Origin of the sequence: Gordonia insulae, assembly GCF_003855095.1 — a bacterium.
Classification (GTDB): domain Bacteria; phylum Actinomycetota; class Actinomycetes; order Mycobacteriales; family Mycobacteriaceae; genus Gordonia; species Gordonia insulae.
On sequence record NZ_CP033972.1, the window covers coordinates 1,243,832 to 1,257,278 of the forward strand.

The 13,447-nt window shown below is 64.3% G+C and carries 17 protein-coding genes; 5 read left to right on the top strand and 12 right to left on the bottom strand.

The window, feature by feature from the left end; translation table 11 throughout:
* Nucleotides 1-87 precede the first annotated feature (87 nt).
* The 4 genes from D7316_RS05665 to D7316_RS05680 form a co-directional block, all read right to left on the bottom strand.
* Nucleotides 88-474 (bottom strand): hypothetical protein, encoded by a 387-nt coding sequence (locus tag D7316_RS05665; protein ID WP_124707411.1) that lies wholly within the window; start codon nucleotides 472-474, stop codon nucleotides 88-90.
* Complete coding sequence (locus D7316_RS05670; RefSeq protein ID WP_124707412.1) at nucleotides 452-1,114, bottom strand: nucleotidyltransferase domain-containing protein; 663 nt, start codon at nucleotides 1,112-1,114, stop codon at nucleotides 452-454. Before D7316_RS05670 ends, D7316_RS05665 begins: the two co-directional genes overlap by 23 nt.
* A gap of 269 nt (nucleotides 1,115-1,383) precedes the next feature.
* Nucleotides 1,384-1,716, bottom strand: a complete 333-nt coding sequence (locus tag D7316_RS05675) for a type II toxin-antitoxin system PemK/MazF family toxin (RefSeq protein ID WP_124707413.1) — start codon at nucleotides 1,714-1,716, stop codon at nucleotides 1,384-1,386.
* On the bottom strand, nucleotides 1,713-1,922 hold the full coding sequence (locus D7316_RS05680; protein ID WP_124707414.1) for an antitoxin MazE-like protein: 210 nt from the start codon (nucleotides 1,920-1,922) through the stop codon (nucleotides 1,713-1,715). Before D7316_RS05680 ends, D7316_RS05675 begins: the two co-directional genes overlap by 4 nt.
* A gap of 247 nt (nucleotides 1,923-2,169) precedes the next feature.
* Between D7316_RS05680 and D7316_RS05685 the strand changes: the two genes are divergently transcribed.
* Together D7316_RS05685 and D7316_RS05690 are read left to right on the top strand one after the other, a co-directional pair.
* Complete coding sequence (locus D7316_RS05685; RefSeq protein ID WP_164473735.1) at nucleotides 2,170-3,099, top strand: DAPG hydrolase family protein; 930 nt, start codon at nucleotides 2,170-2,172, stop codon at nucleotides 3,097-3,099.
* 62 nt (nucleotides 3,100-3,161) lie between these two features.
* The gene (locus D7316_RS05690) at nucleotides 3,162-3,578 is read left to right on the top strand and encodes a hypothetical protein (protein WP_124707415.1); all 417 of its coding nucleotides are present in this window, start codon (nucleotides 3,162-3,164) and stop codon (nucleotides 3,576-3,578) included.
* A gap of 45 nt (nucleotides 3,579-3,623) precedes the next feature.
* On the opposite strand, the gene D7316_RS05695 is transcribed toward D7316_RS05690, so the two are convergent.
* The 3 genes from D7316_RS05695 to D7316_RS27085 form a co-directional block, all read right to left on the bottom strand.
* The gene (locus tag D7316_RS05695) at nucleotides 3,624-4,292 is read right to left on the bottom strand and encodes an LGFP repeat-containing protein (protein ID WP_124707416.1); all 669 of its coding nucleotides are present in this window, start codon (nucleotides 4,290-4,292) and stop codon (nucleotides 3,624-3,626) included.
* Between the two features lie 147 nt (nucleotides 4,293-4,439).
* Complete coding sequence (locus D7316_RS05700) at nucleotides 4,440-5,711, bottom strand: FAD-dependent monooxygenase (RefSeq protein ID WP_124707417.1); 1,272 nt, start codon at nucleotides 5,709-5,711, stop codon at nucleotides 4,440-4,442.
* A 182-nt stretch (nucleotides 5,712-5,893) separates the two neighbouring features.
* Nucleotides 5,894-6,055 (bottom strand): hypothetical protein, encoded by a 162-nt coding sequence (locus D7316_RS27085; RefSeq protein ID WP_164473736.1) that lies wholly within the window; start codon nucleotides 6,053-6,055, stop codon nucleotides 5,894-5,896.
* Between the two features lie 57 nt (nucleotides 6,056-6,112).
* On the opposite strand from D7316_RS27085, the gene zapE reads away from it, so the two are divergent.
* Complete coding sequence (zapE, locus tag D7316_RS05705; protein ID WP_124707418.1) at nucleotides 6,113-7,204, top strand: cell division protein ZapE; 1,092 nt, start codon at nucleotides 6,113-6,115, stop codon at nucleotides 7,202-7,204.
* Here the strand turns inward: zapE and D7316_RS05710 are convergent.
* The gene (locus D7316_RS05710) at nucleotides 7,175-8,344 is read right to left on the bottom strand and encodes an epoxide hydrolase family protein (protein WP_124707419.1); all 1,170 of its coding nucleotides are present in this window, start codon (nucleotides 8,342-8,344) and stop codon (nucleotides 7,175-7,177) included. The two genes, zapE and D7316_RS05710, sit on opposite strands and share 30 nt — an antisense overlap.
* Before the next feature lie 103 nt (nucleotides 8,345-8,447).
* Between D7316_RS05710 and D7316_RS05715 the strand changes: the two genes are divergently transcribed.
* Nucleotides 8,448-9,008, top strand: coding sequence for a CGNR zinc finger domain-containing protein (locus D7316_RS05715; protein WP_124707420.1), 561 nt, complete (start codon nucleotides 8,448-8,450; stop codon nucleotides 9,006-9,008).
* 110 nt (nucleotides 9,009-9,118) lie between these two features.
* A complete protein-coding gene (locus D7316_RS05720; protein WP_124707421.1) occupies nucleotides 9,119-10,417 on the top strand; it encodes a DUF2254 domain-containing protein in 1,299 nt (432 codons plus the stop codon).
* A 21-nt stretch (nucleotides 10,418-10,438) separates the two neighbouring features.
* Here the strand turns inward: D7316_RS05720 and D7316_RS05725 are convergent, their stop codons facing one another.
* The 4 genes from D7316_RS05725 to D7316_RS05740 all read right to left on the bottom strand — a co-directional run bounded on the left by D7316_RS05725 (nucleotide 10,439) and on the right by D7316_RS05740 (nucleotide 13,404).
* The gene (locus D7316_RS05725) at nucleotides 10,439-11,548 is read right to left on the bottom strand and encodes a beta-mannosidase (protein ID WP_232016789.1); all 1,110 of its coding nucleotides are present in this window, start codon (nucleotides 11,546-11,548) and stop codon (nucleotides 10,439-10,441) included.
* Complete coding sequence (locus D7316_RS05730; protein WP_124711146.1) at nucleotides 11,545-11,910, bottom strand: transcriptional regulator; 366 nt, start codon at nucleotides 11,908-11,910, stop codon at nucleotides 11,545-11,547. The genes D7316_RS05725 and D7316_RS05730 overlap by 4 nt, the downstream gene beginning before the upstream one ends.
* Nucleotides 11,907-12,371, bottom strand: coding sequence for a hypothetical protein (locus D7316_RS05735; protein WP_124707422.1), 465 nt, complete (start codon nucleotides 12,369-12,371; stop codon nucleotides 11,907-11,909). Before D7316_RS05735 ends, D7316_RS05730 begins: the two co-directional genes overlap by 4 nt.
* Nucleotides 12,372-12,450: 79 nt before the next feature.
* A complete protein-coding gene (locus D7316_RS05740; protein WP_124707423.1) occupies nucleotides 12,451-13,404 on the bottom strand; it encodes an arsenic resistance protein in 954 nt (317 codons plus the stop codon).
* Between the last annotated feature and the right edge of the window lie 43 nt (nucleotides 13,405-13,447).

Consider the following 13,447-nt stretch of genomic DNA (forward strand, 5'->3'; position numbering starts at 1 on the left):
ATGACAAGGTAGACGAGACTTTGACACCCAAGTTGAGACTCGATGACACAGATCTGAGACTCCGAACTCAATGAGCCGGCGTGTGCACTATCCGCGAGCGGCTACTGCCAGTTTGGCCGACTCAACCAAGTGCTGCGCTGCGGGGATCATCCGCTTTAGCTCCGCGGAGATTAGGTCCTGATGCGTGTACGTAGCCTTGTTCTTCAGGTTCAACAGCGTGTTCAGGTGTCGCTCGGATCCGCTGTCCGCACGCTTCAGGAGGGCTGCAGCCTCGGCGTGGTTGCCGGTATTGGAGTGCACACCAAGGCGAACACAGCAGATAACGTCTGAGGCTGCGATGCCAGCGTCGACGTACAAGTTCCCAGCGGCGTTGGGCATCTCCTCCCCGAGATTGTCAGCGGCATCCAAGAACTCGTTCGCCTTCGACATCCGCCCTGCGATGACCGCGGAGTCACAGTCGCGCTGCAACGCCATCGAACCTCCCCGACGCGGGGCGCAGCTGCGCGTTGAACCAGGACCGCGTACCCGCAACGGTGAGGCCTTGCTTCGCCACGTCACGAAGCAGAGGTTCACCCGCGGCCGCCGCGGCGCGGAATTCGTCCGCAGCGTACTCGACTATGCGGCCGTCGTTGCCGGTCCACGCTGTGATGAGCCGGGCAACCTCTGTCACCCGATGCCCCCACACGTCGTCACCCTCGCGGCCCCAGTCCCCGGCGCGCACCAGGATCAGGTCAATGTCGCTGTCTCGCCGCATATGCCCCGTCGCCGCCGACCCGAAAACCGCAGCGTACCGCAGCGTCTTACCCCACTCTCGGAGGTGCTCTTCGAGACGGTTCAGAAACGCGGAGTTCAGACGTGCCAACGCCATGATCGGCTCAGCGGCGAGGTGTTCAGTGTTGAGTCGATAGGTATTCGTCCTACCCACCTGGTCGTGCAACACCACGCCCTGAGTGGCGAGTCGGTTGAGGACCTTGCGGATGCCCTCAGCCGACGCCGTGGTGAGAATGCGATGGACCTGGCTGATCGTGAACGTAGCGTCTGCGGACGCCAACACCGCGAGTACGTCTCCGTCCAGGGTCGGCGTTACCGTGGCAAATGGCTTGTTCAATTGCACGCCCGACACCTCCTGAGATTGCAACTAAAGTTAGAGTAACACAACTATAGTTGACTTTGGCCGCATGGAGCCTTATGGAGTTGCCCAAGAGTCACGCGGCAGATTCCTGTGAACCGGAGTCGTACGGCACAGCGAAGCGGCATATCTGACCGGTCAGCACCCGCTCGTTCATTCGCCACGCCGCACCACTTCCGACGCCTAGCCTTGCTCCCGCGCGAAGCTACCAGTTAGCCAGACTCCCGAAGTTGCGCTGCCGCTTAGGTATCACATCATCGCGCGAGCCCCAGGAACGCCATCAGCGAGCGTTCAACTTCCACCAGCTGTTCGGACGTCAGCCGGCCAACACGCGTCAGCACGTTCGACCGTCTGACCGCGGTCAGCTTGTCAACCATCACGTCACTGTCCCGCTCGAGACCCGAGGTCGCGTCCCCGTCGCCTCGGATGCGTATCCGCATCAACGGCGCATCGACAAGCTGGCTCGTCATCGGCGCAACCACCACCGACAGAGTTGAATCGAAAAGGTCATCCTGGACGATGACCGCAGGCCGCGGCTTGGACGCATACGCACCACCCGCCACTGTCCAGATCTCACCGCGAATCACGTCTCGTCATCCCATGGCACCGCAACGGCCTCGACGAAATCCTGCTCGTCCCCATCGCCATCGGCCTGCGCGACGAGAAGCGACTGCATGTGGGCTTGCGCGGCAAACTCGGGCGTGCGCACGTCAGGGACCCAAACCTGCAACGGGCGCAAACCGCGCTCACGCATCCGGCGTCGGTACTCACCCACCCTGTCCCTCACAGCCATGAGCCCATGTTACATGTAACGCTACGGAAGGCCAGACTATGCGTTGGCTGCGAATGTGCAGCAAATCGAATATGCAGGGTTACTCGTAAACCGTACATACTGCACTCGTTGGGAACCCAAACCTGCAGCGGTCGTCGCAAATAGCCACCTCGCGCGACCCTTCGTCGCGGGTGAAATGCCCTGCCGCAGTCGGCATATAGGAAACGACACCATTGACGAGCAACTACCCCAGTCCTAGTCTCAACGAATGTCCAGGAGCTGGAAGCCCAATCGACGAGCGGTGCTGGCAGCGACAGGAACCGCGGTCGCCACAGCGGTGCTCGGTTCGACGACTCGCAGTCAGGCCGCACCGCTGGACCCGACGTGCACCACTCGCTACAAGGGCTATCGCGCCCAAGACTTCGCGCGTCCGTATGCCTCCTTCATGGCCGAGCACACCACGGTCGCGCCGCCGGCAGTCCTTGCCGCCTACGCCGGCGACCCGGTGCATCCGAAATCGATCCCCACCTTCGATGACGTGACATCCGACCTCGCCACATCCGGCTACTCGGCGGTCGAAACCGGATACGGACAACTCCCGAACGGAGTCGTTTTCGCCGCGGTCAGAACCGACATGCCGCGGGTCACCGCGGCGATGTGGGATTGGTGGTTCGGGTGGCACTCGACCGAGGCGGCTCGCTACAAGCTCTGGCATCCCGACGCCCACCTTCACGCATCGCTGCGTGTCGATCTGACCGGTGCCCCGATTCCCAACCGGCAGAAGTACATCGGAAACACGACTTACGTCGACGAGTACGTGGGCCCGAAGCTGCAACAGCTGGCCATCGAGTTCCGCGACCCCGTCGCGCACGGGTTCGACGTGCCGGCCGATCAGACGGTCATCTTCGGACGTGTGGGAAGCAGCATCGCACCGGTCGATCTCGGATGGCTTGCGCATCAGGTCCGGCCGGCCCCCGGCGGATGCGAGATGCGCAGTCGCTTCTATCTCAATCTGCGGGGACTGCACGTCCCGAACGTCACCGAAGCTGCGTGCGCGATCGCCCGCGGCCCATCCGTTGACCCGGGTGACCTCAACCTGGGCGTCGATCTCGCGCGCGATCTCATGCTGCACTGCGGGCAGGAGATGAATCACCTCGCAAGGTTTCTGCCGGAGCTCCACGAAGAATTCAGTTCCTGACAGACGTTGTCACTGAACTCAGGGCAGCATGGGCCCGGACAGCTGCAGGGAGTGGACAATCTATGACTGAGCGATTCGCCGAGAAGCGCGCCGCGCGAAAGTATTCACGCGACAACGATGTTTCGTACCGCGTCGCCCTGGCTGTCGTGCGCACGGAATCTGGTCGTCTCAGCAAGGGTGTGCCATTTGCTCGACGCCTCTTGATCGAAGCAGTCGAGGGGTGCGGAATCCTGCATTGGGCGAGAGTCGATGCCTGGGACGGCGACCGTTGCCTCACCATTACGGATCTCGGAGGTGAAACGTACCGGCTCACTGTCGACAGTCTGGCGCCCGTCTTGCTAGCGCACCTCAGGGCCGGCGCGATCAACCAGCCACTCGACGTCGACAGCTATCTCGCGGACGAGATCGTGCAAACCACCTTGTTCGGCTGCGTCATCTATCGGAGCGAAGTTCGCAAGCGGCCGGAGATCGCGGTGTGATCCCCCAAGGCCGGCCCACATAGCGCGAGACCGAGAAAATGCCGTCTACTTCAGACCCGATGGCACGACCTTGCCGTTGACCGTCACGGTGACCGCTCCGGTCACGGTGTTCTCCGTGACCTTGCCGTGCTCAAACGTCACCTGCTGCACATCACCCTGGCGGGTCACATCGCTGGTCGGAACTCCCAGAGGTCCGGGTGAGCCGTTCTTCCCGGTGAGCGACGGAGTCCCGTCCGGGGCTCGCTCGGTGTTCCACGCGTCCCGAATCTTGCCCGAGGTGACGATGTACGCAGGCGTACCCGGGTCGTCGTTCTTCGCGATGATCACGCCACGCTGGAACTGTTGGAACACGACGCCACTCTCGCGGGTTCCGGCGTTGCGGTCGCCGGTCAGCGGCTTGCCGAGGGCTCCCTTCTGAGCGGTGGTCGCCGACCCGTACTTGACGGCGATCGGGCCGCTCAGGGTCACCTCGACGCCACGTTCCCCCATGATCGTCGTTTCGGTGGGCTTGGCCGCGGTCGTTGTCTCCGGGAGCGTGTCGGTGGTCGTCACTTCGCTGGGCTCCACTGTCGACTCCGACACGGAAGTCGCGACCGGCGCGGACTGCGGCGCAGCTTCGTCCTTCGTATCGTCGCCGCCGCAACCAGCGGCGATCAGCGTGACCACGGACAGTCCGGCGACCAACATGGCACGACGGTAAGCGAGTTGCCTCAATGCATTCCCCTCAGGTCCTGAGTACACAGCCGGTTCAGCACGTGCGAAATCCGGACATCCGGTTCGACCCTATCGGTACCCCGGCGCCGCGTCGCACCGGCGCAGGCCACCAACTCCCAAAAGCGAGTCTCACCACCGAATCCAGCGTCACCCGACAACAGGCGACCCTGCTGATGCAGTCGATTCGGGCACTCCTGCGTAGTCGGGTAACTCGATGCCGTTGATGGCTCGGCCGACGAGTTCCATGAACCAGTCGCCGCCGAAGTCCGGGGCGGGTTCACTGTCTGGTCCGGGAACGTCGCGGGTACGAGCGTTCAAGCGGCCGATCTCCTGGTTGGCCTCGACGAACGAACGCATCCGCGCCTCGAAGCGAGCGAAGCCTTCAGCATGGTGCCATCCGGCCGCGGCCAGTTCGCCGGCCAACACATAGGCCCCGACCAACGCCAGCCCGGTCCCCTGCCCGGACATCGGCGACGAACTGAACGCCGCATCCCCGAGCAGCACCACCCGTCCATTCGACCACCGATCCATCACCACCTGGGCGACCTGGTCGAGGTAGAAGTCCGGTGTGTCGTCCAGGTGCGCGAGGATGTCCGTGGCCAACCAACCGAGGCCGGCCATCCGCTCACGGAGCAGCACCTTCTGGGCCGCTATGTCCCGGTAGTCGACGTCGAAGTCAGCCGAGCCGAAGTAGAACATGGCCATCGCCCGGGTGGCGTCGTGGGTGGGTCTCAAAAGCGCGGAGCGCCCCGAGGTCTGATCCTGGTACTCGAGCAGCCAGCGATCCAGCCCGAACTCGTTGGGCACACTGTAGAAGGCCAGCACATGCCCGAGATGGTGGAGAAATCGCTCGTGAGGCCCGAAAACCATTGCGCGCAGGGCAGAGTGCAGCCCGTCGGCCCCCACCACCAGCTCGAAGCGCCGCCGGTCGCCACCCCCGAAGACCACGTCGACCCCGTTCGCGTCCTGCGTGAGCTCAGCGATTCGGTCGCCGAAGATGTACTCGACGCCGTCGCGAGTGTCGTCGTAGAGCACCCGCGACAGGTCACCACGCAGGATCTCGATGTCCGCGATGAACCCATCGCCACCGTCGTCGTCGACCCGGAACGTCTCCAGCACTTGCCCGTCCGCGTCCACGGTTCGCGCGCCCGCGGTGTCGGTGCATGCCTCGCGCACGGCCGCATCCAACCCCATGCGCTCGATGACGACTTTCGCCACCCCGCGCGCGTCGACCGCCTGCCCACCCGGACGCAGTTCCGGCGCCCGCTCCACGACGGTCACCTCGGCCCCCCAACGTCGGAGCCAATGGGCGAGCGCCGGCCCAGCGACGCTCGCGCCCGCCACCAACACCCTGATGGGACGCGTGTTGTGCTCACCGGTCGGGATCGGGCCCTGCTCCGTGGCGTCTTCTCCGCTCATCACAGCCTCCATCTGTTCGCTGGGAGTTGCCAGCGCAGGCCACCGCTCTCGGTGTATCCGGTCGTACCGACCGTGGATTCGTCCGGAACTCATCGGTACTACCGGAATCGCGGCCGGCTCTCGCCCACAGATTGGCGGTCAGGAAGGTGCGCCGGGGCAGATCGCTCCGCGGTACCTCTTGGTCATTCGCTGTCAGTCGCGGGACCGTCCTTGGTGGCTCCGCCTTCACCGGACCAGTCGCCGGACGTCTCGCCTTCGGCCGGATCTGACTGCACGTCAGAGTCCGCGCCCTCCGGTCCGGTGCCGGCGTCTTCGGTATGTGGATCGGGCTTCTTGTCAGTCATATAGGTGCCTTACCCCGACCCGTCCGCGTTCAATCCTCGCAGTGAGATGCTGCACCGGTGGGTACACAACACGAACTTGTTGCGGCGATAGACGCGTCGGCAGCCTCGTCAGGCCTGTCTCTGGATCCCGCCCAGCAACGGCTGCGCGATCGATTGGCTCACCTCGGTGCCGGCCTCGCCGGAACGTCGCTGCGGCGGCGGTCAACGCCGCGCGGGCTGTACATCCACGGTCCGGCCGGGCGCGGTAAGTCGTGGCTCGCGGACGCCTTCTATGCGGCAGTACCGACCACGAAGACCCGCGTCCACTTCCACAGATTCTTCGACGAACTGCACCGCAACATTCACCTCCACCGCAACGAGCGAGAAGCAGTGGATCAGGCGATCAACGAGGTGACGGGGGCCAGCTGCTTGCTGCTTTTCGATGAGCTCCACGTACATGACTCCGGTGACGCACGGCTGCTCACACGGCTGCTGATGCACGCGTTTCGACGCCGGATGACCGTGCTCGCAACATCCAATTACGCGCCCGATGACCTGTTACCCAATCCGATCTGGCACCACACGTTCGAGCCCGGCATCGACCTGATCAAGACCAACATGGACATCTTCCACGTGCACGGCGTGACCGACTACCGCACAACGTGTGCTGATCACTCCGTCGGTTTCGCGGCCGGTCGCTGGACGACGAGAACCACCACCACGATCCCGCAACACGGTCAGGCTGCCGTCGCGACAGTTCGCGGACGCGACTTCCCCATGCTCGCAATCCGCCCCGGCGAACTGTGGGCGTCGTTCGCTCAGCTCTGCGACTCCCCGACGTCTACGATCGAGTATCTGGAATGGTCGCGCACCTTCGCGAAATGGACAATCACCGATATTCCGCTGCTTCGCGATGTCAATCTCGAAGCCCAGCAACGCTTTATCACCCTTATAGATGTCCTCGTCGATGCGGGCATCAGGGTCACCTTCGTCTCCACGCACGATCTGACCACCTTCCTTACCGGTGCCGCACACCGCCCCGACGCGTTTCGTATGACGAGCCGGTTGCATCTACTGCGTTCGAGTGACCCAACGGCGCCATGGCCGAAATCGGACGATACCTGTACTCCCCCAACATGTTCACCGATCGGCGGCCAGCACCGCCGCTAGACCTTCCCGCAGGTCCCTGACAAAGAATTCGGGGACCTCCAGCGAAGGGAAGTGTCCCCCGCTCTCCGGCGACCTCCATCGGACGATCCGTCGATACCGCTCCTGCGCCCACGGACGCGGACACTTCTCGATATCGCGCGGATACATGGTGATCGCCGACGGAACATCAACTCTGAGTGCGGGATCGAGCGAGTTGTGACTCTCGTGGTAGATCCGGGCCGCCGATGCGCCGGTCCGCGTCAGCCAATACAGAGTGACGTCGTCGAGAATGCGATCTCGGGAAATCGTCTCGAACGGGCTGTCCTCGGTATCGCTCCACTCAGCGAACTTGTCGAGGATCCAGGCAAGAAGCCCGACAGGTGAATCAACAAGCGAGTAGCCGATGGTCTGCGGTCGGGTCGCCTGCTGCTTCGCGTACGCCGCGCGGTGCCGCCAGAAATCCCGGGTCTCCTCGGTCCATTCACGCTCGGCCGGCGTCAACCCGTCCGTTGTCAACCCGGGCGGTGCCTCGGCGAACAGCGTGTGAATACCGATCACGCTGGCCGGAAACCTGCCACCGAGGACCGTGGTGATGTTGCCGCCCCAGTCGCCACCGTGGGCGACGAACCGGCGGTAGCCCAGCCTTCCCATCAGTTCCACCCAGGCGGCGGCGATCCTCTCTGTCCCCCACCCGGTGGTTGCCGGCTTGTCGCTGTAACCAAAGCCGGGCAGTGACGGGACCACGACGTGGAATGCCGGCGCAGCTGGGTCTTGAGGATCTGCCAGTTCGTCGACGACGTCGATGAACTCTGCGATGCTTCCCGGCCAGCCGTGCGTCAGGATCAGCGGCGCCGCATCAGCGCGCGCAGATCGGCGGTGCAGGAAGTGGATTCCCAGATCATCAATGGTTGTGCGGTACTGACCCAGTCGGTTGAGCCGGTCTTCGAACGAGCGCCAGTCGTACTCCGTGCGCCAGTAGTTCACGACATCAACCAGGTCGGCGAGCGGGACGCCCTGGCCCCATCGACGCGACCCCGACGCAGCGCACTCGACGGTCTCGGCTTCCGGCAGTCGGGCCGCAGCCAACCGTGTGCGCAGATCATCGAGGTCGGCGTCAGTTGCGCGGGCGTCAAACTCGTGGACGCCGCTCGGACAGGTCATGAGATCTGAACCTCCACATCGATGCGGAACCGACGGAATCCGGAACCGCCTAAGACGGTTCTAACAGTTCGTCCATGTGCGCGCAACCAGCTAAGGTGGTTCCATGAGCGCCGAGTTCCCTGACTTTCGGCTCGGTACCGTGTTGGCGACCAGCTTCACGGCGACACTCACCGAGCGTCGTGGCAGTCCTGTGGAGCGCATTCCCACGCCGCAGCGACTCGTCGACTGGCTCGCGGTGAGCGATCTGACCGTGGAGTCATGCACCCCGGCCCAACTCGATCTCGCGCGAGAACTCAGAGAGTCGATTCACGCTGCCGCGACAGCGACCGCCAACCACGACGCTCCTCCCGTATCTGCTGTCCGGGTGCTCAATGACCGCAGCATCGCTGGCCGAGCCGCGGCCATCCTGACGTCCGACGGCGATCGTCAGTGGCAACTCGGCTCGGCGAGCGTTGAAGATGCGTTGAGCGTGATCGCCGCAGACGCGATCAGCATCGTCTCGGGCGAACGAGACGGGAAGCTGGCACTGTGCGCATCGCCGACCTGCCGAGCAGCGTTCTTCGATACCAGTCAGAGTCGCACCCGAAAATGGTGCGACATGAACACGTGCGGGAATCGCCAGAAGAAGGCGCGTTTCACGGCCAAGCAGCGCTCAGCCGGGTGATCGCGCGGTCGATACTCCGACCGAGTTGACGATCACGTCCGCTGCGTGCCGAGACCGTAGAGTCCGAGGTACCGGCTTTCGCCGAGAACCCGACAGTCAGGAGTCACGCAGTGAGACATCGGCTGTTGCGTGCGGCGAACGCCTTCTGGTTCCTACCCATGGCACTCGGGATCGGTGCACTTGTCCTGGCTCAGGCCCTGATCACCCTTGACCGGGCCATCGACGATACTCACCTGGGAATCTGGGGCACGGTGCTCTATCAGGTGGGGGCAAGTGGTAGCCGGGACATTCTCGGGGCCATCGGTGGTTCGATGCTGGCGGTGGCGGCGACATCGTTCTCGATCACGGTGTCGGTGTTGGCAACAGCGAGTTCTACTTACGGCCCCCGACTCGTGCGCAACTTCATGAACGACCGTGGTAACCAATTCGTCCTCGGCATCTTCGGCGCGACGTTTCTGTACTCGCTGATGGTTCTGCGGTCGATCCAGGACCAGACCGTGACCGAGGGACAGTTCGTACCCGATATCGCGGTCAACGTGGCAGTGCTACTCGCCGTGGTCGATGTCGCGGTGCTGGTGTACTTCATCAATCACATCGCCGGATCCATCCAGGTGTCGACCCTGTCCGCACGGGTGCGTTCCGAACTCGTCGACGTCGTCGACAGCCTCTATCCCGAGGCGCAACCAGATGACGCCCGACCCATCGCCGCACCCGAACGCGAGTCGGCGCGTGTCCTCAGCGAGAGTTCGGGGTTCGTGCTCGATATCGACGAAGATGCCCTCGTCGAAGCGGCCTCGCGAGCCGACTGTCTGATCTCGGTGACCGTGCGTCCCGGGTACCACATCGTCGCCGGAGAACCCCTTGTGCTGGTCAGACCGCCGGAGAGTGCTGCCGACGTCGCGGATACCGTGCGCACGGCGGTCGCCTTAGGTGACACCCGAACACCGCTGCATGACGTCCAATTCGCTGTGCAGCAACTCATCGAGATGGCGGTGCGGGCGCTGTCGCCGGGCACCAACGATCCCTACACGGCCCACAACGCGTTCAGTGAGCTTGCGACGGGGATGGTCCTGATGGCACAGCGACCGACACCGCGGCTGGGCCGAGTGGACGCCGACGACACGGTCAGAGTGATCATCACACGGGTTCCGGTGTCCGAGTTGATCGACGACATCTTCGAAGCCGTACGGGTCTATGCGCTCGCTGCACCGGTGGCGATGAGCGCGGCGATCGTGCTGGCTCGGCGCATCGGCGTGGCCGCCGTGGAACCCGAGGTCCGAGAGGCCGTCCTGCGCCACCTGGCGCTCATCGAGGCCGCCGAGCGTCGGTCGGACGGCGACGAGATCACCATCGGTACCTGCTGCGGCGAAATCGCCGAAGCGCGGAAGGCCATCGTCGGCGGCGGGTGACGCAGCGGCATCCGATCTGGGCTAGCCGGGTGCCGATGTCAGCACGCCGACGAGGTCGAACGTCGGGTCGTCCGGACCGATGTCATAGGTGCACTGCTCACCCCGTGGATCGGGCACAAAGGCCCAGAACAGCGCGGCGGCGGTTCCCGCCTTCCGTTGCCCGTCGACTTTGCGACGAAAGTCCGCAGCTCGCTGCTCGAGACTGGTGCACGATCCGGCATTCTGACCGATCTCGTTGACCACCAATGGCTTTCCGACAGCGCGCGCCTGTCGTATCCGCTCTGCCAAGCCATTCCACTGATCTCCGGGCAAGGGCACACCATCGGAGCCGTAGTCGTGGTAATCGAGCACGTCGAGACCGCGGGATGCGCCGACGAACTGGTACTCGGGGCCGGCGGTGCCACACTGCCCGCCACCCGCAAGGCCTGACCACACGAGTCCGTCGCCGCCGAGACGGTGTGCCCGCCCTCCCGCGCTGTCGAAGAACGATCGCAGCACCATCGCAGAATCGGGCGGACACAGCCGCGTCTGCCACGCGCACGATTCGTCCGTGCAGATGCTGGGTTCGGGTTCGCCGACCAACTCCCAGCCCGCCAGGGCCGGACTGTTCTTCCACCGGCGGATCGCGGTTCGCATCCATTGTTCGAAAGTCATTCCGCCTGCAGCGATCTCCGTGCGCCAGCCGCTGACATACCAATCCCGCTGTTTGAGCTGACCGCTCTCGCACGCGCCATCGCCGGCCGCGAGGACCGGCAGGACCAGCTGGTCGTGCCGTGCCGCCGCAGCGAACACCTTGTCCATGGGCCCGAAAGCCAACGATCCGGTGTTCTTGTCGATAGCGAGTTGGGCGAACAAGTCGAAGCGCGTCAACGACTTCGGCGGCAAAGAACCGAAATAGTCGTCCAGGTCGACCATCGCGCCACACCCCGTGTTGACCGCCCAGTCCGTGGCCAGTTGGTAGGCGTCGAATCCGGAAGGCCACCAGTCGGCACCGTCGAGTTCGAGGGCCACGCCGGCCGCTCCCACGCGGGCCACCGGTGCCCCGCTCACGTCGGGTAGCGGTGACCAACACACCACCACCACCATGAGCAACCCGATACCCCAGGCCCTGCGACAAGATCGCGACGTCATGGCGTGTCACTGACCTCGAGGTCGTGGTGCGTCGAAGCTCCGCGCCCGGTGCGAATACTCTCCTCGAGCGGGGCCGCTGCGGAGACGATGGACTGAAGAGCCGCGATGTGACCGGCGAACGCGCTGCGGCCGACTTCGGTCAGCCGGGCGCGCACCGTCCTCCGGCGACCGTTGGATCGCCGCTCGGTCACCAGATATCCCGCATCCTCCAGCGTCGAGATCTGTTTGGACAGTGCGGAATCGGACAATGCGAGACGGTCCTTCAAGAAGGCGAACTCGGCCCAGTCGGCAGCGGCGAGCGTGGCGACCAGCGTCAATCTGGTGCTCGGGTGGATCAGTTCGTCAAACCCCTCGACTGTCACACGCCGACCCATCGGCACAGCGTCCGGAAGATCTCGGGGCCACCGAGTCCGACGACACAGGCCACGATGACCGCCGCCCAGATCGCCGGATGGTCGGCACCGTCGGCGTCGATGGCAAACGCCAGGCCGATGGTGACTGCCACCATGCCCAGCAACATCCCGATGACCACGAATGGTATCCGCCGACCCGCCACTTCTCGGCTCACCCGCACCCCGGGCGTCCGACGGCGACCGTCCAGCAACCGGGCAGCCACATAGGAATGACCGGCGCCGAAGGCCAGGGTCGCCAGCGATGTCAACCACACGAATCCGAGTTCACCGATCGCACCCAGAACCAGCCAGCCGGCCGCCATCCCCCACCAATAGGCGCGGGGCAGACCCAGCTCGTCGGCGACTCTGCGCCGGGCGTCCTCGGCAGCCCGCAATGCCTCGTGCGCCTGATCGGGACCGATGCCTGTCATCTAGCCACCTCACTTTCCCATCTGGAAAGTAATATTCCACTTTCCCGACAGGAAAGTCAATGGCAGGGTCCCGATGGCCTCAGCCGCGCACCGCAACCGGCGGAACCAATCGTGGAACCACGCGCACATACACGACCATCCCGATGACTTCGACCAGCGTCTGGGTGACCACGACCGCCGCGGCCAATTCCAGCCCGGGCGGTAGCGCCAGCGCCAGGGGCAACACCACCAGCGAGTTGCGGGTGGCGCCCGAGAAGATCACTGCACACCGAGCGCCGGCATCGAGTCCGAACGCTCGTCCGATGAGCAGACCGACCCCTGCCATCACCACCAGGAACACCACGAAGAACGGGACCACCCGACCGACCGAACCGAGGCTGTCGTCGATCTTCGGCATCTGCGATGCGACGACGATGGCCAACACGGTCATCATCAGAGGCACCATCGTGGTGGCTGCTGCGGCCGAGAACGCCTGCCCTGCGGTGTGGTTCGCCGACCACCACTGGACGGTCCAGGCGAGCGCGAGAGGGATGACGATGAGGAACAGGAAGGCTTCGAGGAACGGACCGAACTCGACGACGCCCGTCAGGTCCGAACCGAGGAAGGCCCACAGCAGCAAGGGCAGCGCAGACATCTGCAGGAGCAACAGGACCGGGGTGGCCGCCAACAGCCGTCGACTGTCGCCTCCGGCCAGCCCACTGAACACGATCACGTAGTCCACGCACGGACACAGCAACACGAGCAGCACGCCGATCCGCACCGCCTGGTCGGCGGGCAGGAACGCGAACATCGCGGCCACCACCATCGGTACGACCACGAAATTGATCACAACGACGGCCGCCATGAACCGCCGATCGCGTAGCGCCGAGAGCAACGTGTGCACCGGGACCTGCAGGAACGTCACGAACAACAGCGCCCCGAGAACGGGATTGATCGCGTGCTCCAACATCGGCGCGATGCCGGGCACCGCGAATCCGGCGATGACACCTGCCGCGATCGCGACCACGTACAGCGCCACCTGATGGCGATCCATTCGTTCCACCACGTTCAGACCGTCACCTCGACCCTCGACGGCC

Bases quoted from the DNA above. Each gene is read 5' to 3' on its own strand.
- D7316_RS05680 (WP_124707414.1), bottom strand. From the start codon at position 1,922: ATGGCTGTGAGGGACAGGGTGGGTGAGTACCGACGCCGGATGCGTGAG.
- D7316_RS05665 (WP_124707411.1), bottom strand. From the start codon at position 474: ATGGCGTTGCAGCGCGACTGTGACTCCGCGGTCATCGCAGGGCGGATG.
- D7316_RS05710 (WP_124707419.1), bottom strand. From the start codon at position 8,344: ATGACCTGTCCGAGCGGCGTCCACGAGTTTGACGCCCGCGCAACTGAC.
- D7316_RS05690 (WP_124707415.1), top strand. From the start codon at position 3,162: ATGACTGAGCGATTCGCCGAGAAGCGCGCCGCGCGAAAGTATTCACGC.
- D7316_RS05725 (WP_232016789.1), bottom strand. From the start codon at position 11,548: ATGACGTCGCGATCTTGTCGCAGGGCCTGGGGTATCGGGTTGCTCATG.
- D7316_RS05740 (WP_124707423.1), bottom strand. From the start codon at position 13,404: ATGGATCGCCATCAGGTGGCGCTGTACGTGGTCGCGATCGCGGCAGGT.
- D7316_RS05685 (WP_164473735.1), top strand. From the start codon at position 2,170: ATGTCCAGGAGCTGGAAGCCCAATCGACGAGCGGTGCTGGCAGCGACA.
- D7316_RS27085 (WP_164473736.1), bottom strand. From the start codon at position 6,055: ATGACTGACAAGAAGCCCGATCCACATACCGAAGACGCCGGCACCGGA.
- D7316_RS05715 (WP_124707420.1), top strand. From the start codon at position 8,448: ATGAGCGCCGAGTTCCCTGACTTTCGGCTCGGTACCGTGTTGGCGACC.
- D7316_RS05700 (WP_124707417.1), bottom strand. From the start codon at position 5,711: ATGAGCGGAGAAGACGCCACGGAGCAGGGCCCGATCCCGACCGGTGAG.
- D7316_RS05735 (WP_124707422.1), bottom strand. From the start codon at position 12,371: ATGACAGGCATCGGTCCCGATCAGGCGCACGAGGCATTGCGGGCTGCC.